The sequence below is a fragment of the Rugosimonospora acidiphila genome (assembly GCF_039543385.1).
GTDB lineage: Bacteria > Actinomycetota > Actinomycetes > Mycobacteriales > Micromonosporaceae > Rugosimonospora > Rugosimonospora acidiphila.
In genome coordinates, this window is record NZ_BAABJQ010000002.1 from 458,675 (window position 1) to 481,003 (window position 22,329).

Below are 22,329 nucleotides of genomic sequence, written 5' to 3' on the forward strand. Positions count from 1 at the left end.
CGTTAGGCCAGCTCCTCTTCGAGCTCGGCAATGACCTTGCGCAGCCACTGCATGTCACTCTTCTTCGTCACGGCGGCGAGGGAGAGCATGCCCTTGCGGAATCGGTCGGTCATCTCGGCGGAGCGTAGTGGGCGACCGTCGTCGTAGAAGTAGCTGGCGGGCTTCTCGTAGAAGTCCAGCCGGCGTTTCAGCACCCGCAGTTGGCTGTCGGGCTCTGGCAGATGGCCGAGGAAGGCGAGAAGGATCATGAATGAGTTGCGATCGGTGATCTCGACGTCGGCGGGATCCGCGAGCCGGCGCAGAAGTTCCTGGTGACCGGAGTCGGTGAGGTCGAACATTTGCCGCGGGGTCGCGCCGCGGCCGGGCAGGTCCTCGCGGACGACCAGGCCCGCGTCGCGCAGCCGGTTCAGGGCCGGATAGAGGGCTCCGTCGCTGAGCGGACGGATGTGCCCGGATAGCCCGGAGATGCGCTCACGCAGCTTGCTGGCGTGCAGAGGTCCTTCCGCCAGAAATCCCAGGATGCTCAGTGTGAGCATCGCCACCTCCCTCGCAGACGTTTTTCGGTACCAACGTCGAGTGTATCCTCGAATCGAGTCCTCGAATCGAGGAGTACCCTTCAAACCAGGGAGTTGCGGCGTGGCGACATTTGTGCTCGTACCCGGCGGCTGGCATGGCGGTTGGTCGTACCGCCCGATCGCACAGGCCCTTCGGCAGCGCGGCCACGACGCGTACCCGGTCACGCTCACCGGCCTGGGCGACCGGGCGCACCTGCGGGCGGCCGTCGCGAATCTGGACACTCACATCCAGGATGTCGTCAGTGTCCTGGAGACCGAGCGCATCACCGACGCGGTGCTTGTCGGGCACAGCTATGCCGGGATGGTCATCACCGGGGTCGCGGACCGCTGCCCAGACCGCATCGGGCGCCTGGTCTACAGCGACGCCTACGTGCCAGCCGACGGCGACTCCATGTGGGACCTGACCACTCCGGCGTTTCGCCAGTTGTTCCTCGAGAATGCGACCGCGGACGGCTTCCGGGTCGCGCCCCCGCCCGGTCTTGACCCGAGGACCGCGGCGCATCCGCTCCCCTCCTTCCTGCAGAAGCTCCGCCTCTCCGGAGCGCCCAGCCGCGTGCGTCGCCGCGACTACCTCTACCTGAGCGGCTGGCAGGGCAGCCCCTTCGCGGGGGTGTACGAGCGGCTGTCCCGGGACCCGGCTTGGCACACGCACCGCCTGCCGACCGGCCACAACGTGGTCGCCGAGGCACCGGACAAGCTGCTGGAGATTCTGCTTCAGGGTGGCGGAGTGGCGGCACGCCCTTGACCTGCGCACCCTGCACTGACCGCAGCCGGCGGCACCGGCATTCCGGCTCGGCCGGGCGCGTGTCCGCCGGTCGATCGGTCGCCGACGGACGCGCGCCCGGGGGGTATCGGGTGCCGGTCGATCAGTTGCTGGTGGCGCTGAACGCGGTCAGGAAGCGGTCGCGGAAGGCGTCCATCCGCCAGTTGGGCGCCCCCGGGCCGGGTCTCAGGCCGTCCTGCCACCCCCATCCGGAGATCCGGTCCATCACGGCGGGGTCGTGGGCGATGATCGTGATCGGCACCTCGTGGTTCGCGCCCTGGCCGGAGACGATCGTGGCGGGCTGGTGGTCGCCGAGGAGGATCAGCACGAGGTTCTTGTCGTCGTAGGTCTGCAGGAAGGAGATGAGGCTGTTCAACGAGTACTGGATGGATTGGCCGTAGGCCGCCTGTACCTGGTGGGCGTCGCGCCACACCGTGGTCGGCGACTGGCCCTGTGCGGGCATGCCGTCGAAAATCGAGCCGTCACCGACCTGGTTCCAGTCGACCAGCCGCGGCAGGGGCGCCCACGGCGTATGGCTCGACACGAGGTCGATCTCCGCCATGACCGGGGTGTGGTCGGGCTTGGCGAGTTCCAGATTCTGGAAGGCCGACAGGGTGTACTGGTCGGGCATGGACGCGTAGCTGAACGAGGGGCCGGCGTACCCGACGTTGCGGGCGTCATAGATCGTGTCGTAGTGGTAGAACGACGTTCCCTCCGGCCAGTCCTCTCTGTTGGACGGCACGTCGGCGACCGTCCGCCAGCCCGCGCGCTTGAACGCGTCGCTGAGGGTGAAGCGGTCGGTCTTGACGAGGTCGTTGTAGCGCTGCTGGTTGTCGATCCATAGGCCGGACTGCAGAGTGGAGTGAGCCAGCCAGCTGATGCCACCGAATGTCGGCGAGGTCATCCAGGCGCTCTCGGATGAGTACCCGGCCGCGCGCAGCCGGGCGGTACCGTCGTCAAGCACGGAGTCGACCTGCGGCGAGAAGCTCGTACCCTGGACCGCGACCTGCCCGTAGCTTTCCACGAAGGCCACCACGACATCTTTGCCGCGCAACGCGCCCAGCAGGTCGCTGCCCGAGGCGCCCCGGAACGGGTCGACGGCCGCCGACTTCGCGAACGACTGCTGATCCGCGATGCCCGCGCGCACCTGGCTAACCTGCTCGTAGGCGGCGCCGGCAGCGCTTGTGGCGGCGATCGGCGCGCGCGAAACGATCTGCGCGCCGAAGGCGGCGCAGAGAACCCAGACGACGCCGAGCGCCGCTACGGTGCGCAGGGACGTGGCGCGGTGCCTGGTCAGGAGTCGACTCAGGCGCAGCACGGACAGCGGCGTGAAGACGAGTACGGCAATGGCCGCGGCCACGAAGACGATGAGGAACACGATCGCGTCGTGCCGCCCGATCGCGTCGCCGAGCAGGCTCACCGCGGACCCGGCGTAGCTGCGGTCGATCACCGGATTGAACGGCCGGTTGAGCGCGACGAAGAAGACCATGTCCAGGATCTTCACCAACGCCAGGACGCCGAGGAGCACGCCGACGGTCGCCATCACCACATTTCGTGCCCGGCCTGGCAGGACGAGGACCAGCGCGGCGAGGACGATCCCTTCGATCGGGATGCGGATGAACACCGCCGGCGTCAGCTGAGTGATCTCCTCCGGAGCGACGAGAGCGAACCAGACCAGCAGGAACGCCAGGATGGTGGTCACCGATCGGGCAACGGCACGCCACCGGCGCCGCCGGCCGCCACCGGCGAGGTCAGGTCCGGTGTCGCGGCCCGGCACGGGCTCGGAAGGGCCGGTGGCCGGGTCGCCCACCGCGCGTCTGCGCGATGCCAGCCGCCGAAGTGGTTCCAAGATCAACAGAATGCCCTCCAACTCGCCCGTTCGGCCCGCCGACGCCAGACCGGATCAAGCTGCCCGCGGGATGGAGAAAGTGCCTCCGCATAGGGCACGCCGCCGGCCCCGTCGTGGTTCAGCGGGCGGCCCGGCAAGCAGAGTCGGGTTGGCCGTGCACCCACGATGAGCCCTCGCCAGGCCGGAGGCGGACGACCGCTGACGCAGCGTGCGTAGATCGGGGCCGTGCCGGCCCGAGCACGGGTAGACCCTCTTCGACGAAGCCGGCACCACAAGTTGTGCTGGCCCATCGGTCCCGTCCGAGCCCAGGACAGGTCGTTCTCTGGCGAGAACGAGGGCGGCGGTTACCGGCCCTCGTCAATTGTCGCCGACGAGGTCAGAGCGGGAACGCGGGGCGGTTGTGGGCTCGTTCGATTGGGCTCGGCAATGCCGTCGTAGTGACGGCGTCGCAGTTGGCCGGCGCCCATCGTCGCCAGGTAGGTCAGGGTGGCTACGGCGAGGATGGCGAAGCTGGGCGGCATCTTCGGGATGAGGTAGCTGGCGGCCAGGCCGATCCAGACGCTGCCCACCGCGATCGCCGCGGACAGGCCGAGGGCGCGCAGCGGTCGGGTGGTCATCCGGGTGGCCGCCCCGGCGGGCGCGGCGAGCAGGCCGAGGATGAGCAGCGCGCCGACGACCTGGGTGGATTCCGCGGCGGTACCGGCGACCAGGACGAGAAATCCGAAGCCCAGCAGCCGGACCGGCACCCCTCGGGCGGCGGCGACATTCTCGTCGAGGCTGGCGAACAGCAGCGGCCTGGCGATCGCCACGATCACCGCGCAGATGACCAGGGCGATGGCAGCGGTGACCATGGCTCGGGACGAGGACAGGCCGAAGATGGAGCCGAACAGCACCGTGACGCTGGCCGAGCCGTTGCCCGATCCGCTGCGGGTGGTGGTGTAGAGGGTCAGGAAGAACACGCCCAGGCCGAGGATCCAGGCGAACACGCCGCCGATGACCACGTCGTCGGGGCGGCCGCGGCGGCCGAGGGTACCCATGCCGAGCGCGACCAGGATGGTGATGGCGAACAGGCCGATGCGGGCGTCCAACCCGGCGGCCAGCGCCGCGAGGGCCCCGGTGAAGGCGACGTGGGACAGCGCGTCGGCGGTGAACACCTGGGCGCGCAGCACCAGAAAGTAGCCGACGAGGCCGGCGGCGAGGGCGACGGCGGTACCGGCGAGGAACGCGTGCTGCATGAACGGTTGGCTGAACATCTCGGTCATGCTCCTGCCGGTGCGGGCGCCGGGGCGCGGGTACCCATCCGGGCGTGGATCGCGGTGCCGGCGTAGGTGAGGGCGTAGAGGCCGAAGGCGACGGTGGCCAGCCAGAACCCGATCGGGTAGGGCGAGTAGTAGGCGATGAACAAGCTGACCCACACCGTGACCAGCGCCAGCACGACCGACAGGATCAGGCTGCGCGCCGGGCGTGGGGTGACCAGTTGCGCGGTGGCCGGCGGCAGGACCAGCAGCGCGAAGACCAGCAGGGCACCGGTGATCTGGCTGACCTCCGCAGCGGTCGCGCCCAGCAGTACCAGGAACACCGCGCCCACCGCACGCACCGGTACGCCGTGCGCCCGGGCGGTGTCGGCGTCGATGGAGGCGAACAGCAGGGGCCGGCCGATGACGACCAGCACGATCAGCGCCGCCAGCCCGACCAGGGCCAGAGTGGCGACCTGCCCGGTCGTGATGCCGAGGAAGCTGCCGAACAGCAGCGCGTTGGTACCGTTGAGGAATCCCTTGTACAGCGCGATGAACAGCATCCCGGCGGCGAGGGCGAAGGCCTGCACGGTGCCGATGACCGCGGATTCTTCCGTGTAGCCCCGGCCGCCGCGCTGCGGGAGGGCCGCGATGACCAGTGCCGCGAGGATGCAGAACGCGAAGTATCCGAAGGCGACGCCGAGGCCGGCCAGTACGGCGGCGGCGGCGCCGGGGAACCCGGCAACGGCCAGGGTGTGGCCGGCGAAGCTCTGCCGGCGCAGCACCATGAACCAGCCGACCAGGGCGGCCAGGACGGCAACGATGGTGCCGGCCCGGAACGCGTTGACCATGCCGAGGTATGACCACATGTCCTGGAAATCGGCGAGCAGGTTCCAGGAAAAGCCGGCGGTCATGCCACGCCGCCGTGGCGATCGGTGTGGCGGGCGGGCGCCTCGGGTTGGCCCACCACCACGAGACGTCCATCCGATGTGGACAGTACCTCGATCGGGGTGCCGTAGAGGCGGGTGAGCGTGTCGGAGGTGATGACCTCGGCGGGGGTTCCGGAGACGGCACCGCCCTGACCGAGGTAGATGACCCGGTCCAGGTAGGTCAGGATCGGGTTCACGTCGTGGGCGACGATCATCACGGCGACGTTCTCGGCGCGCGCGATGCGACCGATCAGCGCGGCGACCGCGGCCTGGTTGGGCAGGTCGAGACTGTCCAGCGGCTCGTCGAGCATGAGCAGCTTCGGGCGGCGTGCGAGGGCCTGGGCGATGAGCAGCCGCTGTTGCTCCCCGCCGGACAGCTGCCCGATCGGCCGGTGCGCGTACCTTGTCGCGCCGACCAACTCGACCAGTTCGCCCACGCGGGCGGTGGCCGCACGGGAACGGGCGCCACGTACCGGCAGCCCCCACCGGTCGCCGTCCAGCCCGAGGCGGATCACGTCCACTCCCCGTACCCGCAGGGAGGCGTCGAAGCTGCGCCGCTGCGGCAGGTACCCGACCTCGTGGTTGGCGTGGCCCGGCACCTGGCCAAGCAGGCGCACGCCACCGGCGGCCAGCGGGACCAGGCCGAGGATCGCCTTGAGCAGAGTGGACTTGCCGACTCCGTTCGGGCCGAGGATGGCCACGAACTCGCCGGCGGCCACGGTCGCGTCGACCTGGGACCAGATGGTGCGGCCGCCGAGCACGGCGGTCGCCTGGTGGACCTCCACCAGTGTCGGGCGGCCCTCGGGGCCGCCCGACAACGTGGCCCCGTTGACGCCGGTCGGCTGGGGAGAGCCGTTGACGGTCTCGGGTGCGGTGGTCACGATCTCTACTGCTTCCCGGTGGCCTGGCTCAGTGCCTGGTTGAGGGCATTGAGTTGGGCGACCTGCCAGTCCTGGAAGGACGCGCCGGCCGGGGTGAGCGTCTCGGTGATGGTGCTGACCGGAATCCCCGCCGCCTTGGCCTCGTTGACCTGCTGCTGCACGTCCGGCGTGGCGTTCTGGCTGTTGTACACGTACACCTTGATCTGCTTGTTCTTGATCTGATTGTCGATCGTCGCCTTGTCCTGCGCGCTCGGGTCGCTGCCCTCGCTGATGTCGGTCAGGAACGCCGACGGCGTCAACAGGTTCAGGCCCAGCGCCGGGGACAGCATCGCGAAAATCGACTCCGAGGCGCCGACCGGGGTACCCGAGTAGTTCGCCTTGATGGAGGCGATGGTGTCGAAGTAGGTCTTCAGGTTGGTGTTGATGACCGTGTCGTGCTGGGTGTCGAAGAACGACGCGTCGGCCGGGTCGATCTTCTTGTAGTCGGCGGTGATCTGATCGATGACCTGCCGCACGTTGGTCGGGTTGTACCAGCGGTGCGGGTTGTCGCCGTCCTTGGCACCCACCAGGTCACCCACGGTCAGCGTGGTCCGGGCCGACGACGGGTTGGCGTCGGCGAGCTTGGTCGCCCAGGCGTCGTACCCGACCCCGTTGATGATGGCCAACTTCGCCGAGGCGATCTCCCGACCGTCGGCCGCGGTGGGCTCGTAGTCGTGCGGGTCGGCATCGGGATTGTTGATGATGCTGGTGACCTTCACGTGCGAGCCACCCAGCTGGCCGGCGAGGCTGCCCCAGAAGTTCTCGGCGGCCACCACGTTGATGGTGGTGGAGCCCCCCGAGGTGGTTGAGGCACTGGACGAGGTGGAGCAGCCGGCGAGCGCGAGGACCGCCAGCGCGGCGGCGCCGGCCGCCGATCCGATCCGACGGCTCCGGAAGCGCTCCGGCATGGATATGGAAGACACGGCAAGCCTCCGTGCAGATGTGTCAAATGGTCAGCCCGACGCTAACGAAAACCACAGTCGTTTTCAAATGCGGTAATCGCCATGGAACATCGCGCCGTCGGCGCCGACCTTGTCGGTGCCGGGCAGCCGGGCGAGCAGGAGGTCGAGGCCCTCCGGGCACGCACCGGCCCCCGGCATCTGGTCAGCAGTCACGCAGTTCGGGTGACTGGTTGAGCAGTTGGCCGCGTGGAGAGATGAACGCCTGGTAGCGTTCGCCACCGACCGCCGCCAGGCGGAAGGCCGCTACCCGGTGGCAGTTCTGGAAGGCCAGCTTCACGCCGAAGTGGCGCTCCAGCCCGCCCCGGATCGCGTCGCTGGCCAGGGCGCGCAGCAACTGACCACGCTGCGCCTCGCTCGGCGGCGGAACCGCGTGGTCGGCGAACTCTCCTTCGCCACCGTTCAGGTCCTCGGCGACCTGGCTGACGACGTTCCAGGCGTACGGCAGGGACTGGCGTACGCAGTCGACGAACTCGGCGTCCGAGACCTCGCCGGCTTCGGCGCGTTCCAGCAGGGCGGTGGGGACATCCAGCGACATGTGCTTCTCCCAACGGATGCGGCGATAGTTACCGGGATAGAGCGGGAAGCATTGCGGGCCCGAGGGTGAACTCGGGGTCGATCTGCGCGGCGAGGTCCTCGCCGGTCCGGTCGTTGGCCCACGCCCGCGCGTTGCGCAGATGAAACCGCGCCGCCTGGCGGGAGAAGCGAGCCCAGTCTCTCGGCGTGGCGTCGACCGCCTCGCGCATGGCGTCGAGCACCGCCCGACCGGCCGGCTCCAGGTCGTCGATCGGCCCTGGCCGGCCCTGCTCGGCGGCCCGCACGTGCCGGGACACCCCGAAGCAGGCCAGCAGGTCCGCACCGACCTGCTCGCGCAGGAACGCTTCGTCGGTCTCGTCGGCGATCTTGTTACCCACCACCGACACCGCGACCTCGTAGTCGGCGGCGTACTCCAGATACTGGCGGTACACGCCGACCGAGCGGATCGTCGGTTCGCACACCACGAAGGTGCGGTCGAAGCGGGTGAACAGCCCGGAGGCGAACGCGTCCGCGCCGGCGGTCATGTCGACCACGACGTATTCGTCGTCGGCATCCACGAGGTGATTGAGGATCAGTTCCACCGCGCCGACCTTCGAGTGGTAACACGCGACCCCCAGATCCGATTCGGCGAAACCGCCGGTGGCGGCCAGCCGCACGCCGTCCAGGTCGCGCACGCACCGCCGGTAGATCGGGTTGTCGTCCACCACGCGAAGCAGCCGTGAGCCGCGCCCGGGCGGGGTGGTCTTCACCATCGCCGCCGTGGCGGAGATCCTCCGGTTGTCCCCGCGCAGGTACTCCTTGATCTCGTCCAACTGCTCGCCCAGCGTCGGGTGCGACGCCGCGTCGCCGGCGTCTTCCCCGAGTGCCACGGCGAGGTTCTGATTGATGTCCGCGTCGAGGGCCAGCACGGTCCGGCCCTGCGCGGCCAGTTGGCGGCTGAACAACGCGGTCAGGGTGGTCTTACCCGCACCACCCTTGCCAACGAAAGCAATCTTCATGTTTGGGATCTTTCCGGTCGAACAACTCAGTCAAGACACTGATACTCATTTTCAATAAGAGTGTCAAGAGTCACGGCGCGTCGCCGACCGTCGAAGTTCGTCGGGCCTCGCTGACCTGACCGGAGATGCGGCAGCGGCCGCACACCCCGTAGACGTCGCTGCGCTCGACATTGGCCACGAAGTCCGCGTCCTGGCGGGCGGCCGCCAACCACTGGCGCACGGTGTCGACCGGACGCTCGATCACCCGCCCGCACCGCTCGCAGACCAGGTGCGCGTGCGGCCACGGGTCGCAGATCCGGTACCGCTGCTCCTCACCGGCGAACACGTGCACGATCCCCGCCCCGGCGAACGAGTGCAGCACCCGGTACACGCTGGTGATCCCGAGCCGCGACCCTCCGGCGCGCAGCAGGTCGAAGACCTCACCCGCGCTGACCGGCCGCTCCCGCCCCACCAGCAGCTGAAATACCGCCCGGCGGGGCACGGTGATGGTCAGCCCGGCGGCGCGCAGCACCCGCGCGGTCGCGTCGCCGTCGACGTGCGCCTGCCCTCCGCCCACGCGACTATCACAGCGCTAACGATAACGATTGTCAACTCCACCACGGCGACGCGGTGGCGACCACGGCGATGACCGCGGCCGGAGCTACCGCGTCGCGCAGTCCGCGCAGGTACCCACGATCTCGATCGTGTGATCCGCGTCGACGAAGCCGTGCGCGGCGGCCTGGTTGCGCGTCCAGCGCTCGACCGACGGGATCTCCACCTCCACCGCCCGGCCACACAGCCGGCAGACGAGGTGATGGTGGTGGCCACGGCCGCAACGCCGGTACAGCTGCTCGCCGTCGGGCAGCCGCATCTGGTCGACCTCACCGGCGTCGGCCAGCAGCTGCAACGTGCGGTACACGGTGGTCAATCCGACCTGCGCGCCCTCGTCACGCAGGTTCGCGTGCAGCTGCTGTGCGCTGCGGAAGCCATCCGTGGCCGCCAGCAGCGCCAACACCTGCGCCCGCTGCCGGGTGTTACGTGTGGCCCCAGGCACGACGCTCATCACCGTGAACTCCGATCCCCCACCCAACGCCCGACGCCGGCCGGGGACGAGCCGGCCGGGGGTGTCATCCTACGACGGATTGACCAGCCACGACGAACTACGCAGCCGGTCCGGACACCCCCGCGGCCCGCCGCGCTACCAGCTCGCCTTGCGCACCCCGGGCAACTCGCCGCGCAGTGCCATCTCCCGCATCCGCACCCGGGACAGCCCGAACGCCCGCAGATGGCCCCTCGGCCGCCCGTCGACCAGGTCCCGATTACGCAGCCGGGTCGCGCTGGCATCGCGCGGCTGGCGGGCCAGCTCGGCCAGCGCCGCCGCCCGCGCCGCCGGGCCGGTCGATGGATCGACGATGGCCCGCTTGAGTACCGCTCGGCGCTCCGCGTGCCGGGCCACCATTTCCCGGCGCCGGATGTCCTTGACGACCTTGCTCTTCTTCGCCATGCTCAGCGCTCCTCACGAAACTCGACGTGCCGGCGCGCCACCGGATCGAACTTGCGCAACACCAGCCGGTCCGGATCGTTGCGCCGGTTCTTGCGGGTCACGTAGGTGTAGCCGGTTCCCGCCGTGCTGCGCAGCTTCACGATCGGTCGCACCTCGGTGCCGCGGGCCATCAGAGCCTCACCCCTCGCATCGGGTTCCACCGCCGAGTGGTGCGCCGGGACGAGCGGGAAACCGCGTTACCGGGGCCGGGACCGGCGCCGGTGATTTCACATCGTCGAGACATGGGGCTCCTCCTTCGAGACAACGGTGGGCACCGGGCGGCCCGCCGCGGGCCATCCGGTGGGCCCGGCCGCGAGGATCGGGGGGTTGCGTGAATCGCGGCGGGCGCTGTCTATAATGACAATCGTTTTCAACTAAGTCCAGTGGGGGCACCAGGTCGTCACCGACCGCCCCGACCGGCGACGCCCCGGACGCCCAACAGGAGGAGCAACCATGAAGCGCGACATCCACCCCGCGTACCGCCCGGTCGTGTTCCGCGACCGCAGCGCCGACTTCGCCTTCCTCACCCGCTCCACCGCCACCAGCGGACAGACCATCGAATGGACCGACGGAAACACCTATCCCGTCATCGACGTCGAGATCTCCTCGGCCAGCCACCCCTTCTGGACCGGCCGCCAGCGCTTGATCGACTCGGCGGGTCGGGTCGAGAAGTTCCGCGCCAAGTACGCCCGCAACCGCTGACCACGACCGCACCAGGAGAGCCCCTCACCATGGCCGTACCGAAAAGGCGCACCTCCCGCGCCAACACCCGCCACCGCCGCGCCCAGTGGAAGGCCACCGCCCCCACCCTGACCCCCTGCCCCTGTCCCCGTCGAGAGACCGTCGTGCCGCACCGCGCCTGCCCGCACTGCGGCCTCTACCAGGGCCGCCAGATCCTGGACGTACCGTGACCGGCCGGCTGCCCGTCACCGTGCTGTCCGGCTTCCTCGGCGCCGGCAAGACCAGCCTGCTCAACCACGTCCTGGCCAACCGCGACGGGCTACGGGTCGCGGTCATCGTCAACGACATGAGCGAGGTCAACATCGACGCGTCTCTGATACGCGACGGCGGCCAGTTGTCCCGCACCGAGGAGCGCCTCGTCGAGATGACCAACGGCTGCATCTGCTGCACTCTGCGCGAGGATCTGCTGACCGAGGTCGCGGAGTTGGCGCGGCGAGGCGGGATCGACTACCTGCTCATCGAGTCCAGCGGCATCTCCGAACCCATGCCCGTCGCCGCCACCTTCGCCTTCGGCCTGGACGGCGACCAGGTGCTCGACGACCTGGCCAGCCTGGACACCACGGTGACGGTGGTCGACGCGGCCACCCTGCTGGCCCTCATCAACGCCGGGGAGTCGCTCGAGGAACGAGGCCTCGCCGCCTACGACGGCGACGACCGCGGCATCGCCGACCTGCTGGTCGATCAGATCGAGTTCGCCGACGTCATCGTGGTGAACAAGACCGACCTCCTTCCCGGCGACGACCTCGCCACGGTCCAGGCCCTCATCACCCGGCTCAACCCCTCGGCACGGCAGGTGCGCGCCGTCCACGGCCGCGTCGATCCGCGGCAGGTCCTGCACACCGGACTGTTCGACCTCGCCCGCGCCGAGACCGCACCCGGCTGGGCGGCCGAGCTCAATAATGAACACATCCCCGAGACCATCGAGTACGGCATCGCCAGCACCGTGTTCCGCACAGCCACCCCGTTCCACCCCGGGCGGCTATGGGACCTGTTCACCGACCGGCTCACCGACCTCGGAGTCGTGCGCTCCAAGGGATTCCTCTGGCTCGCCAGCCGACCCGAGGTTCAGGCCCTGTGGTCACAGGCCGGCCCGAGCGGAGCGTGCGACCCCGTCGCCGTACCGGTCGCCGCCTCCGGGCAGTGGCCGGACGATCCGGCCGAACGCGCGGAGCTGAGGGGCCGGTGGCATCCCGTCTTCGGCGACCGCCGCCAGGAACTGGTCTTCATCGGCGTCGGGCTCGACACCGCCGCGCTGCACGAAGCCCTGTCTGCCTGCCTGCTGACCGACGAGGAGGTCCGCCGGGGTCAGGACGGGTGGCGGCGGCTGCCCGATCCGTTCCCGTCGTGGGACCTGTCGGAGCTGGACCACGCCGACCACGCCGCGATCGGCTCCGGTACCGCCTGACCCGGCGCCTCGACAACGGCGGCGCGCCACCGGGGGTCGGTGCGGCTATCAGTCCGCGTCCACACTGGTGAGCGCTTCGTCACGACCCGCCGGCGATGGAACCGTCATCCGGCACCAAACCGAACCACACCGGCCGCGCCCCTCCCGCAACAGCAGGCACGACACCCCGTGACCGTGCGCCCCGTCACATTCTCGCCCACCCGCCGCCTCTCCCCCGCACGCGGCGACAGTGGGCCACCACCGCGTCGACTATGCTCGCCGATGGCGCTGGTACGCCCGACCACCTGGCCGGGCGTCGCAAGAGGGAACCCGGTGTGAATCCGGGACTGCCCCGCAGCGGTGAGCGGGAACAACCGCCGTCACAAGCACTGGCCCGCCAGGGTCCGCAAAAGCGACGGCCAGTAGGCGACCGGACGTATGCGGTCATGCCCGCGAGTCCGAAAACCTGCCCGCGCCGCGCCCACGCCTCGGCGTGGGCGCCGCCGTCGACCTCGCGGGTGGGCCGAACGCGCGTACGCGTCATGACCGGATCGGTCGTGGCCTCGTCCGCCGTTGCGTTCCATGCCGCCGCTCTTTGCACGGAACGGAACGAACCGCACATGACCACACCTGGCCGGCCACCATCCGCCTCGCAACTGACCGTGTCGCAGATCATGGATCAGCACGACACCAACCTCATGGGCACCGTGCACGGCGGGCGCATCCTCAACCTCATCGACTCCGTCGCCGGAGTCGTCGCCGCCCGCCACTCCGAAGGCCCGGCGGTCACCGCCGCCATGGACGAAACCCTCTTCCTGCAGGCCGTGCGCGTCGGCGATGTCGTGCACGTCCATGCCCGGATCACCTGGGTCGGGCGCAGCTCCATGGAGGTCGCCGTCAAGGTGACCGCCGACCGGTGGGACCGCGCGGTGCCACCGACCACCGTCGCCACCTCCCACCTGGTCATGGTGGCCATCGACGACCAGGGCGACCCGCGACCCGTACCGCCACTGCTGCCCGAAACGGACGAGGACCGCGAAGCGTTCCACCACGCAGAGATCCGCCGCCAACACCGGCTCGCCCTACGCGAAGCCCTCGCCGCGCTCCACGCCGACAAAGCATCGGTGTGACCGGCGCGGCGTCCTCGTTGGCATGGCTGCCAGGCGGTGGCCTCAGCGGAAACGGCGTCCCTCGTCCCGGCGGTAGGCCCAGGCCGCCAGGAGTCCGGCGGCCACCGTCCACACGCCAAGCATGACGACCGACAGCGGACGGAGCGGAAAGTCGCCGACCGCGGCCCACATCAGTTCCACGGCGCCGCGGGTAGGCAGGTACGGTGCGACGGCCTCCACAAAGGACGGAGCCTGCCGCGGTGCGGACAGCAGCCCGCCGAGGAAGGCGAGCGGGAAGAAGATGATCTGAGCGACCGCGAGCGCGGCCTTCGTCGGCAGCGCGTAGCCGATGGCCAGACCCATGAACGTGAACGGGATCGCGGCCACGAATGCCGCGCCGATGCCAAGGAGCAGCCCGACCACCGTGGTGTGCGCCGCGGTCAGGAAGGCGGCGATCAGGATCACCGGTACCAGGGACAGGAGGGTCATGGCCAACCCGGCGATGACGCGCCCACCGAAGCGGGGCCCCGGACCCGCGGGCAGGGTACGGGTGTAGGGGTCCCAGGGCTCGGACCGGTCGGCCGCGACACCCACGCCGTATCCGAAAAGATTGCTGGTCATCACGGCGAACGTGACCATCGAGGCGGTCGCGAAGGTGGCGCCGGCCGGGTCGTCGCCGGTGAACGGGACGACGAAGAAGAGCATCGAGGCCGTGGGGAAGAAGGTGGAACCGAGGACGGCGATCGGCACGCGGAGCGTCTCGAGCAGGTGGAACCGCGCGTTGGTCAGGACCAGGCTCACGGGGAACCCTTTCAGGCGGCGGTCAGTTGAAGGAAGGCTTCCTCCAAGGTGGTGGGTCGGATCTCCAGGTCGCGGAACGGTACCGTCGCGGTGACGAGATCCCGGACAAGCTGATCGGGATCGGGGGTCAGCAGGTGCAACCGACCGTCTGACTCCGATGTGGACACCACCCCGCGCAGGCGGGGCAACGGGGTCGAGGCCATACTCACCCGGTGCACGCCGACCAGTCCACGGATGGCGGGGACGGTGTCGTCGGCGAGGACGCGGCCGGCGCCGAGCACGACCACCCGGGTGGCGAGGGCCTCGACCTCTTCGAGGTTGTGGCTGGTCAGCAGGACCGCACCCCCTTCGGCGTGGAAGGCACGGATCGCCTCCCACAGGACATGGCGGACCTCGACGTCGAGCCCGGTGGTGGGTTCGTCGAGGAAGACCAGGCGCGGTCGGCCGACGAAGGCCAGGGCGACGCTGAGCCGTCGCTTCTGGCCGCCGGACAGGCCGCCGGTCTGTCGCTTCACCAGTCCGTCCAGGCCGAACCGGGTGAGCACCTCGCCCCGCTCGAGCGGATTGTCGAAGTGGGCGGCCACGTAGTCGACGCACTCGCCGACGCGCAGGGTGGCCGGTAGACCGGTCTCCTGCGGGGTCAGGCCGATGTGCTGACGGCGGGCCGGGTCGCGTGGGTCGCCGCCGAACAGGGTGACGGTGCCGGAGCTGGGCCGGCGCAGGCCGACGAGCAGGTTGACCAAGGTGGATTTTCCGGCGCCGTTGGGGCCGAGCAGGCCGATCAGCTCACCGGGCTTGATGTCCAGGCTCACGCCGGCCAGGGCGAGTTCGCGGCCGTAGCGACGGGTGACGTCGACCGCACGTGCCAGGGTCATGGGGTCTCCTCGGATCCGGCGGCGTCGAGTAGTGCGTGGAGGGCGGCGGTGTACTCGTCGAATGCGAGCCGGCCGCGGCGACTCAGGCGAAGCAGGGTGGTCGGGGTGCGGCCGTGATGGGTCTTGGTCACCACGATGTACTCGGCGTCTTCGAGCTTGCGAAGGTGGACGGACAGGTTGCCGCCGGTCAAGCCGAGCAGTTCCTGGAGTCGGGGGAAGGCCATCTGGTCTCCCTCGCGCAGCGCCGAGAGCACCACGACGACCCGCAGCCGGACCTGGGCGTGGATGACCGGATCGAGGTCCGGCACGGGCGCGGTCATGCGTGACGCCGCCAATGCAGCCACACGACGAACCCGGCCACCAGGAGTCCACCGCCGCCCGCGACCGAGATGACGAGTGAGTGCCAGCCGGGCCCGGCCAGCACGCCCGCGATGTTGCTGATGCTCAGCCAGATGCCGAGCGCCATCAGATCCCGCGACTGCCAGGCCGCGCTGCCGGCCAGGTACAGCACGCCGACCAGGCCCACCGACGTAGCTGCCCACAGCAGGCCGACCTCCGACGCGGGTAAGAGGTCACTGAAGTGGACGCAGATGACGGCGTTGCCGGCGAACGCGGCCAGCCAGCTCAGCCCGTACCGCAGCCCGCGAACCGACGAGTCGCCGGTGATCTGGCGGTTCGCCCGGGCCCCGGCAACGCCGGACACCAGAAAAGCGATGATCATCAGGGCGAACAACGCGGCCAATGGGAGCCCGCTCGGCATGTTCACCCGGACCTGCTCGTGCGGGCCGTGACGCAGAAACAGCAGGCCGAACCCGACGAGCCAGGCCAGTCCCCACGGCCAGTAGATGAGCCGCGGGTCCGGACTCAAGCTGCGCACCGCGGCATCGCGCTGCGTCTCGATCAGCCGCAGCGACTCCGCCGCGCTGACCGGCGCCGCCTCATCCGTGCCCATGCGCGTCTCCTCGACTGACTTCAAACAACTTTGAAATGCAGACCTCAATGTACTTTGAAACGCAAACCTCGGCAACCCAGAACCCGCATCACCCACCCGGACGCGGCCAATGCTCCGGCGTCGGCGCTCTACCTCAGCGGGGTCAGGCCGGGTAGCCCAACTCCCGCCAGACGGCACGGGCCCGCGGGTGCAGCGGCACATCGAACGGCGTGGCCGGCGAGTCGATGACCATCCGGTCCAGTGGCAGCGGCGCCTGCCGGACCGGGCCGAGGTCCCAGACCAGGTGGTCCTTGGCGGACTCCAACCCGCGGCAGAACTGCTCGACGACCAGGTCGGAGGTGTCGGACCGGCAGAAGACCGGCCACCCGCTGTAGTCGATGGTGGGCACGTCGGCCGGCAGCGACGGGTAGAGCGACTTCTCGATGACGCCCCGCCGAAAGCCCTGGTGTTCGAGAATCCGCAGGTGCTCGTCGTCAATGGGAAGCAGCGAGGCCCCCGCGCCGGCCACCGCGTCGGCCCACAGGATCGTGCCCTCCTCGAAGATCGCGTCGATCTCTCCCGCCGCGAGCCGGCCGATCCGGTCCGTGTCGCCGCGCATCGGCATCGGCTGGTCGTAGCTCACGGTGCCGCCCCAGGCCGTGATGTCATCGAGACTCAAGCCGTGCGCCCGGAGCACCACGTCAACGGAGATGCTGGTCGCCGCGTCGAGGGAGCCTCGCACGGACACCCGCAGCGGGTACCGGGCGGCCGCGATGTCGGTGAGGCGCTCGAACCCGAGCCGGTCCGCGACGGCGAACCCGAGTTGGTCGTAGTGCGGCAGCACCGCGATCGTCGCCACGTCCCGCGGGCGGTCGTAGGCGCCCCGGCCCAGCCGGGCCATGTTGAGCAGAGCGACCGGGTTGAGGATAGCGACGTCGAGGCGCCGGTGGTGCACCTCGTCGATCGAGTCCGGATGGTTCGCACCGTAGAAGCTGAATCGCGCGGCCGGATCCGTGTGGCTCTCGAACACCACCGAGACCGCCCGCAACGGCCAGTCCTCGCTGAGCATCATCTCGTGCGCGACGTCCAGCATGAGCAGCGGACGCAGGTTGAGCGGGTTGATGGGCGGCAGGCCAGGAAGAGTCAAGGTATTGCCTCCAACGTTTCGTGAAGAACAGAGTCACGCTATCGCCGGAGACGAGAAAAAGGGCCCTGCCACCGCACAGCACCGCCGGCAGCAGGGCCGAGAAACAGCCAAGCCGGCGAGTCAGCCGGGTTCAACCAGGAGCCGGGCGTAGTTGGCCATCGAGCGTTGATAGCGTGGCAGGTGCTTGGCGAGCGCCCCCACGGCGATCGACACTGCCTCCCGCTCGCGGCCAACGCTGGTCAGGGCCAGCGCGAGCGTCGCGCTGACGGCGTCGTCGAGTTCGTCGGAGCCGCGCTCGCGCTCCTCGGTCAGCAGCCGGATGCTCTGCTCGGCCTCCCCGATGTTGCGCAGCGAACTGGACAGCTGGATCACCGAGCGCCGCCGGCGGATACCGTCGATGCCCAGCTCCAGCGCCTTGCGGTAGAGCTGGACCGCCTTGTCGGAATGGCCGGTCGAGTCCAGCGCGCAGGCCCGCTCGAACGCCGCCACCGGATGATCCGGGCCCAGTTCGTCGGCGAGGGCGCCAACCCGCTCGCGGAACTCCTGTTCATCCCAGGCGTCGGGCGCAGCGTTGAAGGCCGCCCACAGGTCCGCACTGCGCTGCTCCCAGTCGGCGTTCGGGTTCATCGCGTAGCTCCTCATGGTCGTCGGGTCAGACGGGGACTGTCTCCGAGCACCTGACGGTAGCGCGCCGTTTCGGAACCGGCGGGTCGCGCTGCCCTACCCCACGGTCAGCACGATCTTGCCTCGCGCGCGTCCCGCCTCGCTGAGCTCGTGTGCCCGGGCAGCCTCCTCTATCGGCAGAACGCGCTCGACGGCAACGCGCAGGGCGCCGCGCTCGACCAGCGCGGTGATCTCGCGCAGGTCCGCGCCGGACGGGGTGAAGCCGAACTCGACGTAGCGCAGGCCGCGTTCGCGAGCCCGTTCGCGAACGGCGGTCCGGTCCGGCCCGGTGCCTCGGACATCGAGCAGAACCCCCCGCGGGCTAAGGGTTTCCAGCGACCGCGGCCCGTAGTCACCGCTGATCGGGTCGAGGACGATGTCGATGTCGCGCGCGACGCTGGCGAAGTCGACGCCGGTGTAGTCGATGCACTCGTCGGCGCCGAGCTTTTCCAGGAAGTCGTGCTTGTCCTTGCGGGCGGTGCCGATGACGTACGCACCGTGTGCCTTGGCGATCTGCACGGCGAGGTGACCGATTCCGCCGGCCGCGGCGTGGATGAGCACGCGCTGCCCGGCCCGGACCCCGGCCACGCGCACCAGTGGTTGCCAGGCGGTCAGTCCCGCGGTGGGCAGCGCCGCGGCGTGCGGCAGGTCCAGGCTCGACGGAGCGGGCGCGAGGAGGTCCTCCGGGACGGCCACGTACTGGGCGTAGGCTCCGCGCGGAGGCAGCACGGCCCCGTAAACCGCGTCGCCCTGCTGGAAGCGGCTCGCCTGATCACCGATGGCCGTCACGACCCCGGCCAGGTCCAGGCCGAGCGTGAACGGCGGTTCCCCGAGCCGGCGCAGAAGTCCGGAACGCCGCTTCCAATCCGCCGGGTTGAGCCCCGCGGCGTGAACCCGCACCAGCACCTCACCGGGCCCGGGCAGGGGACGATCGGTCTCGATGATCTCCAGGACTTCCGGGCCACCGAAAATCCGCTGGCTGATCGCGCGCATGCGCAGGTTCATGTCGTCTCCTTGAGGGTGGCGCCGTTCACCACTGGTTCATCCTGCAAGACGGCGGTATCTGTTGTGAAGTGCGCACCTTTCTGATATCTAGGTACCTCATGGATACCAAGGAAGAGTCGACGTTCACCTACCGGCGCGACTGTCCCTCCCGCACCGTCGTCGAGGTGCTTGCCAACAAGTGGGCGCTGTACGTCCTGGCCGCCCTGCGCCGTCATGACCGGCCGATGCGCTTCAACGAACTGCGGCGCATCCTGGACGGCATCACGCAGAAGATGCTGACCCAGACGCTGCGGGCACTGGAACGCGATGGCCTCGTCAGCCGTACCGTCTACCCGACGGTTCCGCCCAAAGTGGAATATGGTCTGACCCCGCTCGGGGTGGAGGCGGGACGGCTGACGAGCGCGATCGCGGACTGGTCACTGGAGCACGCCCGGCAGATCCTGGTGGCCCGCCACGACTTCGACGAGCGCAGCGCGGCGGACCCGGTTCCCGTCGGCTGATTCGGGCCCTCGGCCGCTTCTCCACGTGCCGCTCGGGGTCGTTTCGCCCTCACAGCGGCGAGGTCGCCGGCCGACGATGCCAGAGTCGCAGGTCAGCGCGTTGTTCAGGGAGAACTCCCACGACCCTTGCGCAGGATTCGCCCGCCGGCCATGATCGCTTCCTACAGTCCGCGGATGAAGATCCCTACCCATTCAGATAAGCGCAGGTCAGCGAGGGTGCGCACGGTGGTTGCCGCGGTCGCCAGTGGCGCAGCCGTGCTGGCCATCGCGACCCCGGCCGCAGCGGCTCCGGCCCGATCCCTGCCGCTGCCCGCCGCGGTGATTCCGTTCACCTCCGCGACGGTGACCGACCCGGCCGGCGGCACGGTCACGGTCTCCTGGTCAGCACCCCAGGCTCGCAGCGTGCGCGTCTACGACGGTACCGACCCGGCACACGCCACCCACTACGTCGGCGCCAGCCGGGGTACCGGCAAGCTCACGGTCCACGTTCCCGCCGCCACCCGCGAGTACTTCCGGCTCGTACCGGATCGCGGTGCGCCGCTGACCATCGGCCAGCGCAGCCTCGGACTGGCCAGCGACCCGAACCTGCGTGATGTGGGTGGGTACCGCACCACCTCCGGCCAGTGGGTACGCGACGGGGTGCTGTACCGGTCCGCGGCACTCTCGCTCACCCCGGCCGACCTGAAGGTGGTCAACGCCCTGGGCCTGCGCGAGGACGCCGACCTGCGTACCCCGGACGAGGCGACAGCGACCCCCGACATTGTCCCGGCCCGTGCCCACTACGACGATTTCAACGTGCTGGGCGCGCAGGGCACGCCGGCCGCCCCGATCACCTCCGAGGCCGACGCACAGCAGCTGCTGATCGACGGCGAGCGGCAGATGGTGCTGTCCGACTCGGCGCAACAGGCATACCACGACCTGTTCACCACCCTGGCCCACACGCCGGGCGCGAGCCTCTACCACTGCTCGGCCGGCAAGGACCGGACCGGATGGGCGACGGCGGTGTTGCTGACCCTGCTCGGCGTACCCTCCGATGTCGTCATGCACGACTACCTGCTGAGCAACCAGTACTACTTCGACTCGCCCTCGGTGCAGAGCACGCTCGCGGCGATGCCCCCGGCGACCGCGGCGATCTACAAGCACGTGCTCGATGTCGAGCCGGCCTACCTGCAGGCGGGCCTGGACCAGGTCAAGGCGAGCTACGGGTCGATGACCAACTACGCCCTCCGCGGGCTGCGACTCAGCCCGGCCACCCTGGCACTGTTGCGGGCGAAGCTGCTGACCGGCGCCCCCACCGGCCGCGCCTGACCGAATGGCTGGGCCGGCCGCCCCACGGCGCGGCCGGCCCGGCGCACCGGCATCGCGCGCGGCACCGGAACCGGGCGAGCCGATGAGCGGAAGCGTTTCGGCGAGGCAACGCCATGCGGTGCGTGGTAGGTCGTGGTGAGGATCGTCGGTGACCACCTGGGCGCTGGCGTCGAGGCGTGCGACCAACGCAATCGCCGCGACGCGGGGCACGCCACAGCTACCCGTGATACCTGGGCCGGTCACCGCACCGCGGCTTATCGATCTTGACGCTCGGCGGTTCAGGGGTGTGATATAGATATATTCCCGAAGATCAACCTTCGACCTGCGGGGAGAACCTATGACCCACACTGTCATCCGCCGACCTGGCGCGCGGAGACGTAGCGTGGCTGCTGCCGTACTCCTCATCGCCGGCCTCGCTCTCACCACGGCCTCCGCCCCCGTCTCGGCCGGCGCGCCGGTACCGTCGCCACGCGACCCACACGGCGGCCTGCTGCCGAAGGGCAATGGCGTGTGGATGTACGACTCCGTCCACGCCGGCGCCGGGTACGGACAGCTCACCCTGCCCGGCATGTGGGCACCCGAACTGAACTCCTACAACCAGGCGGCCGGCAAGGGCCACGGGATCAGCGTGCTGTTCAGCTACGGGACCGATGTCGAGATGTACTGTCCCGACCTCGACCCGACTCAGTGCACGCCGGACGACCTGGACGTCTACTACACCCCCGACGGGAGCGGAGCGCAGTCCACCCAGGCATATGCCGAGCACGCCCGCGTCATCGGCGCGCGTCCGGTCGTGTCACCCGTCATCGACGGCCGAGTCGGCGCGGATTACCTCACCGGCTTCAACGACCTGAGCCCCAGCCTCGCCCGGAGCTTCGCCGACAAGGTCGCCGCGCAGGTGTGCGCCGATCCGCGGGTGGACGGCATCCAGTTCGACATCGAGCCGTTCGATATCAGCACCGCCAACGGGCAGTACTACTTCTACCTGCAGATCGCCAAGGACTTCGCCGGTGCGCACGGGAACGGCCGGGGTCGAGACCCGTACAGGTGCGTCGGGCCCGAGCACCCGCAGGGCCGGTTCTTCTCCATCTTCACGTTCGCCCGCTCCATCCAGGCCGGCACCGTGAGCGCCACGCACATGCAGCAGATCGTCAACGGCTACCACAACGGTTACGTCATCGACTCCCTGTACGACCTGGCCGACACTCCGGGCGGTACGTTCAACCCGGTGGCTGCCTACACCAGTGCCGTGGATACCGAGGTGGCCAACATGAAATCGTGGGCCGACATGCTGAAGATCCCGTACGGCATGGGGATCCCGGCCGCCTCCTCAGCGCACGAGTATTCCCAGTGCGTCGGTCCGGCCTGCCAACCGGCGTCGGCCGGCGCACCGATGCTCGAGTACACCCAGGCGGCGCTCGCCGCGATGGACGCGCACAGCGTGCGCGCCGACCACCTGTACCTCGGTACCGACGTGTGGGACCTGAGCAGCATCGACACGGACAGCGACTACAACAAGCTGCCCGCGACGGCCCCGTCGACGGTGCTCAGCTACCTCCAACAGCACCTGTAGCAGCG

The 22,329-nt window shown here is 69.6% G+C and carries 29 protein-coding genes and 1 riboswitch; of the genes, 8 read left to right on the forward strand and 21 right to left on the reverse strand.

Annotated elements, in window-relative coordinates:
- Positions 1-2: 2 nt before the first annotated feature.
- Positions 3-536 (reverse strand): PadR family transcriptional regulator, encoded by a 534-nt coding sequence (locus ABEA87_RS04710; protein WP_345626371.1) that lies wholly within the window; start codon positions 534-536, stop codon positions 3-5.
- A 100-nt stretch (positions 537-636) separates the two neighbouring features.
- Between ABEA87_RS04710 and ABEA87_RS04715 the strand changes: the two genes are divergently transcribed.
- Positions 637-1,320: an alpha/beta fold hydrolase gene (locus ABEA87_RS04715; protein WP_345626372.1), complete on the forward strand. Its 684-nt coding sequence runs from the start codon at positions 637-639 to the stop codon at positions 1,318-1,320.
- 121 nt (positions 1,321-1,441) lie between these two features.
- Here the strand turns inward: ABEA87_RS04715 and ABEA87_RS04720 are convergent, their stop codons facing one another.
- The 13 genes from ABEA87_RS04720 to ABEA87_RS04780 all read right to left on the reverse strand — a co-directional run bounded on the left by ABEA87_RS04720 (position 1,442) and on the right by ABEA87_RS04780 (position 10,531).
- The gene (locus ABEA87_RS04720; protein ID WP_345626373.1) at positions 1,442-3,040 is read right to left on the reverse strand and encodes an LTA synthase family protein; all 1,599 of its coding nucleotides are present in this window, start codon (positions 3,038-3,040) and stop codon (positions 1,442-1,444) included.
- 491 nt (positions 3,041-3,531) lie between these two features.
- Positions 3,532-4,440 (reverse strand): metal ABC transporter permease, encoded by a 909-nt coding sequence (locus ABEA87_RS04725; protein ID WP_345626375.1) that lies wholly within the window; start codon positions 4,438-4,440, stop codon positions 3,532-3,534.
- Between the two features lie 5 nt (positions 4,441-4,445).
- Positions 4,446-5,336, reverse strand: coding sequence for a metal ABC transporter permease (locus ABEA87_RS04730; protein ID WP_345626377.1), 891 nt, complete (start codon positions 5,334-5,336; stop codon positions 4,446-4,448).
- Complete coding sequence (locus tag ABEA87_RS04735) at positions 5,333-6,232, reverse strand: metal ABC transporter ATP-binding protein (RefSeq protein ID WP_345626379.1); 900 nt, start codon at positions 6,230-6,232, stop codon at positions 5,333-5,335. Before ABEA87_RS04735 ends, ABEA87_RS04730 begins: the two co-directional genes overlap by 4 nt.
- Positions 6,233-6,237: 5 nt before the next feature.
- Entirely contained in the window at positions 6,238-7,194 is a 957-nt protein-coding gene (locus ABEA87_RS04740; protein ID WP_345626380.1) for a metal ABC transporter solute-binding protein, Zn/Mn family, read from the reverse strand.
- Between the two features lie 63 nt (positions 7,195-7,257).
- Entirely contained in the window at positions 7,258-7,386 is a 129-nt protein-coding gene (locus ABEA87_RS04745; protein ID WP_345626382.1) for a hypothetical protein, read from the reverse strand.
- Positions 7,376-7,768, reverse strand: coding sequence for an SCO5389 family protein (locus ABEA87_RS04750; protein WP_345626384.1), 393 nt, complete (start codon positions 7,766-7,768; stop codon positions 7,376-7,378). Before ABEA87_RS04750 ends, ABEA87_RS04745 begins: the two co-directional genes overlap by 11 nt.
- Before the next feature lie 28 nt (positions 7,769-7,796).
- Entirely contained in the window at positions 7,797-8,765 is a 969-nt protein-coding gene (locus tag ABEA87_RS04755) for an ATP-binding protein (protein WP_345626385.1), read from the reverse strand.
- Between the two features lie 70 nt (positions 8,766-8,835).
- On the reverse strand, positions 8,836-9,321 hold the full coding sequence (locus ABEA87_RS04760) for a Fur family transcriptional regulator (RefSeq protein WP_345626386.1): 486 nt from the start codon (positions 9,319-9,321) through the stop codon (positions 8,836-8,838).
- 84 nt (positions 9,322-9,405) lie between these two features.
- Positions 9,406-9,807, reverse strand: coding sequence for a Fur family transcriptional regulator (locus ABEA87_RS04765; protein ID WP_345626388.1), 402 nt, complete (start codon positions 9,805-9,807; stop codon positions 9,406-9,408).
- Between the two features lie 135 nt (positions 9,808-9,942).
- Positions 9,943-10,248: a 30S ribosomal protein S14 gene (gene rpsN / locus ABEA87_RS04770; protein WP_345626390.1), complete on the reverse strand. Its 306-nt coding sequence runs from the start codon at positions 10,246-10,248 to the stop codon at positions 9,943-9,945.
- A gap of 2 nt (positions 10,249-10,250) precedes the next feature.
- A complete protein-coding gene (gene rpmG / locus ABEA87_RS04775) occupies positions 10,251-10,418 on the reverse strand; it encodes a 50S ribosomal protein L33 (RefSeq protein WP_345626392.1) in 168 nt (55 codons plus the stop codon).
- On the reverse strand, positions 10,418-10,531 hold the full coding sequence (locus ABEA87_RS04780; protein WP_425570758.1) for a large ribosomal subunit protein bL28: 114 nt from the start codon (positions 10,529-10,531) through the stop codon (positions 10,418-10,420). Before ABEA87_RS04780 ends, rpmG begins: the two co-directional genes overlap by 1 nt.
- Positions 10,532-10,740: 209 nt before the next feature.
- Between ABEA87_RS04780 and ABEA87_RS04785 the strand changes: the two genes are divergently transcribed.
- From ABEA87_RS04785 to ABEA87_RS04800, 4 genes are all read left to right on the forward strand, one after another.
- Positions 10,741-10,989, forward strand: coding sequence for a type B 50S ribosomal protein L31 (locus ABEA87_RS04785; RefSeq protein ID WP_345626394.1), 249 nt, complete (start codon positions 10,741-10,743; stop codon positions 10,987-10,989).
- Between the two features lie 29 nt (positions 10,990-11,018).
- Positions 11,019-11,198, forward strand: coding sequence for a 50S ribosomal protein L32 (rpmF, locus tag ABEA87_RS04790; RefSeq protein ID WP_345626396.1), 180 nt, complete (start codon positions 11,019-11,021; stop codon positions 11,196-11,198).
- Complete coding sequence (locus ABEA87_RS04795) at positions 11,195-12,433, forward strand: GTP-binding protein (RefSeq protein ID WP_345626398.1); 1,239 nt, start codon at positions 11,195-11,197, stop codon at positions 12,431-12,433. The genes rpmF and ABEA87_RS04795 overlap by 4 nt, the downstream gene beginning before the upstream one ends.
- Before the next feature lie 251 nt (positions 12,434-12,684).
- Positions 12,685-12,900: riboswitch (cobalamin riboswitch) on the forward strand.
- A gap of 132 nt (positions 12,901-13,032) precedes the next feature.
- Entirely contained in the window at positions 13,033-13,542 is a 510-nt protein-coding gene (locus ABEA87_RS04800; RefSeq protein WP_345626400.1) for an acyl-CoA thioesterase, read from the forward strand.
- Between the two features lie 42 nt (positions 13,543-13,584).
- Here the strand turns inward: ABEA87_RS04800 and ABEA87_RS04805 are convergent, their stop codons facing one another.
- From ABEA87_RS04805 to ABEA87_RS04835, 7 genes are all read right to left on the reverse strand, one after another.
- Positions 13,585-14,322, reverse strand: a complete 738-nt coding sequence (locus tag ABEA87_RS04805) for an ABC transporter permease (RefSeq protein ID WP_345626402.1) — start codon at positions 14,320-14,322, stop codon at positions 13,585-13,587.
- 11 nt (positions 14,323-14,333) lie between these two features.
- Positions 14,334-15,197 carry an ABC transporter ATP-binding protein gene (locus ABEA87_RS04810; protein WP_345626404.1) on the reverse strand — a complete coding sequence of 288 codons (864 nt, stop codon included), beginning with the start codon at positions 15,195-15,197 and terminating at the stop codon, positions 14,334-14,336.
- The gene (locus tag ABEA87_RS04815) at positions 15,194-15,517 is read right to left on the reverse strand and encodes a transcriptional regulator (protein ID WP_345626406.1); all 324 of its coding nucleotides are present in this window, start codon (positions 15,515-15,517) and stop codon (positions 15,194-15,196) included. Before ABEA87_RS04815 ends, ABEA87_RS04810 begins: the two co-directional genes overlap by 4 nt.
- The gene (locus ABEA87_RS04820) at positions 15,514-16,149 is read right to left on the reverse strand and encodes a transporter (protein WP_345626408.1); all 636 of its coding nucleotides are present in this window, start codon (positions 16,147-16,149) and stop codon (positions 15,514-15,516) included. The genes ABEA87_RS04815 and ABEA87_RS04820 overlap by 4 nt, the downstream gene beginning before the upstream one ends.
- Before the next feature lie 142 nt (positions 16,150-16,291).
- The gene (locus tag ABEA87_RS04825; protein WP_345626410.1) at positions 16,292-17,275 is read right to left on the reverse strand and encodes a TAXI family TRAP transporter solute-binding subunit; all 984 of its coding nucleotides are present in this window, start codon (positions 17,273-17,275) and stop codon (positions 16,292-16,294) included.
- A 120-nt stretch (positions 17,276-17,395) separates the two neighbouring features.
- Complete coding sequence (locus ABEA87_RS04830; RefSeq protein WP_345626412.1) at positions 17,396-17,902, reverse strand: tetratricopeptide repeat protein; 507 nt, start codon at positions 17,900-17,902, stop codon at positions 17,396-17,398.
- Positions 17,903-17,995: 93 nt separating this feature from the next.
- The gene (locus ABEA87_RS04835; RefSeq protein WP_345626413.1) at positions 17,996-18,943 is read right to left on the reverse strand and encodes an NADP-dependent oxidoreductase; all 948 of its coding nucleotides are present in this window, start codon (positions 18,941-18,943) and stop codon (positions 17,996-17,998) included.
- Positions 18,944-19,041: 98 nt separating this feature from the next.
- Between ABEA87_RS04835 and ABEA87_RS04840 the strand changes: the two genes are divergently transcribed.
- The 3 genes from ABEA87_RS04840 to ABEA87_RS04850 all read left to right on the forward strand — a co-directional run bounded on the left by ABEA87_RS04840 (position 19,042) and on the right by ABEA87_RS04850 (position 22,324).
- Positions 19,042-19,443, forward strand: coding sequence for a winged helix-turn-helix transcriptional regulator (locus ABEA87_RS04840; protein WP_345626414.1), 402 nt, complete (start codon positions 19,042-19,044; stop codon positions 19,441-19,443).
- Positions 19,444-19,617: 174 nt separating this feature from the next.
- Positions 19,618-20,751 (forward strand): tyrosine-protein phosphatase, encoded by a 1,134-nt coding sequence (locus tag ABEA87_RS04845; RefSeq protein WP_345626415.1) that lies wholly within the window; start codon positions 19,618-19,620, stop codon positions 20,749-20,751.
- A gap of 382 nt (positions 20,752-21,133) precedes the next feature.
- Positions 21,134-22,324 carry a hypothetical protein gene (locus tag ABEA87_RS04850; protein ID WP_345626417.1) on the forward strand — a complete coding sequence of 397 codons (1,191 nt, stop codon included), beginning with the start codon at positions 21,134-21,136 and terminating at the stop codon, positions 22,322-22,324.
- Positions 22,325-22,329: the final 5 nt, after the last annotated feature.

What these genes read in the sequence shown, in the direction of transcription:
- rpmF (WP_345626396.1), top strand. Translation starts at nt 11,019, where the DNA reads ATGGCCGTACCGAAAAGGCGCACCTCCCGCGCCAACACCCGCCACCGC.
- ABEA87_RS04810 (WP_345626404.1), bottom strand. Translation starts at nt 15,197, where the DNA reads ATGACCCTGGCACGTGCGGTCGACGTCACCCGTCGCTACGGCCGCGAA.
- ABEA87_RS04835 (WP_345626413.1), bottom strand. Translation starts at nt 18,943, where the DNA reads ATGAACCTGCGCATGCGCGCGATCAGCCAGCGGATTTTCGGTGGCCCG.
- ABEA87_RS04725 (WP_345626375.1), bottom strand. Translation starts at nt 4,440, where the DNA reads ATGTTCAGCCAACCGTTCATGCAGCACGCGTTCCTCGCCGGTACCGCC.
- ABEA87_RS04785 (WP_345626394.1), top strand. Translation starts at nt 10,741, where the DNA reads ATGAAGCGCGACATCCACCCCGCGTACCGCCCGGTCGTGTTCCGCGAC.
- ABEA87_RS04840 (WP_345626414.1), top strand. Translation starts at nt 19,042, where the DNA reads ATGGATACCAAGGAAGAGTCGACGTTCACCTACCGGCGCGACTGTCCC.
- rpsN (WP_345626390.1), bottom strand. Translation starts at nt 10,248, where the DNA reads ATGGCGAAGAAGAGCAAGGTCGTCAAGGACATCCGGCGCCGGGAAATG.
- ABEA87_RS04780 (WP_425570758.1), bottom strand. Translation starts at nt 10,531, where the DNA reads ATGTCTCGACGATGTGAAATCACCGGCGCCGGTCCCGGCCCCGGTAAC.
- ABEA87_RS04765 (WP_345626388.1), bottom strand. Translation starts at nt 9,807, where the DNA reads ATGAGCGTCGTGCCTGGGGCCACACGTAACACCCGGCAGCGGGCGCAG.
- ABEA87_RS04845 (WP_345626415.1), top strand. Translation starts at nt 19,618, where the DNA reads ATGAAGATCCCTACCCATTCAGATAAGCGCAGGTCAGCGAGGGTGCGC.
- ABEA87_RS04800 (WP_345626400.1), top strand. Translation starts at nt 13,033, where the DNA reads ATGACCACACCTGGCCGGCCACCATCCGCCTCGCAACTGACCGTGTCG.
- rpmG (WP_345626392.1), bottom strand. Translation starts at nt 10,418, where the DNA reads ATGGCCCGCGGCACCGAGGTGCGACCGATCGTGAAGCTGCGCAGCACG.
- ABEA87_RS04815 (WP_345626406.1), bottom strand. Translation starts at nt 15,517, where the DNA reads ATGACCGCGCCCGTGCCGGACCTCGATCCGGTCATCCACGCCCAGGTC.
- ABEA87_RS04755 (WP_345626385.1), bottom strand. Translation starts at nt 8,765, where the DNA reads ATGAAGATTGCTTTCGTTGGCAAGGGTGGTGCGGGTAAGACCACCCTG.
- ABEA87_RS04710 (WP_345626371.1), bottom strand. Translation starts at nt 536, where the DNA reads ATGCTCACACTGAGCATCCTGGGATTTCTGGCGGAAGGACCTCTGCAC.
- ABEA87_RS04750 (WP_345626384.1), bottom strand. Translation starts at nt 7,768, where the DNA reads ATGTCGCTGGATGTCCCCACCGCCCTGCTGGAACGCGCCGAAGCCGGC.
- ABEA87_RS04830 (WP_345626412.1), bottom strand. Translation starts at nt 17,902, where the DNA reads ATGAACCCGAACGCCGACTGGGAGCAGCGCAGTGCGGACCTGTGGGCG.
- ABEA87_RS04730 (WP_345626377.1), bottom strand. Translation starts at nt 5,336, where the DNA reads ATGACCGCCGGCTTTTCCTGGAACCTGCTCGCCGATTTCCAGGACATG.
- ABEA87_RS04820 (WP_345626408.1), bottom strand. Translation starts at nt 16,149, where the DNA reads ATGGGCACGGATGAGGCGGCGCCGGTCAGCGCGGCGGAGTCGCTGCGG.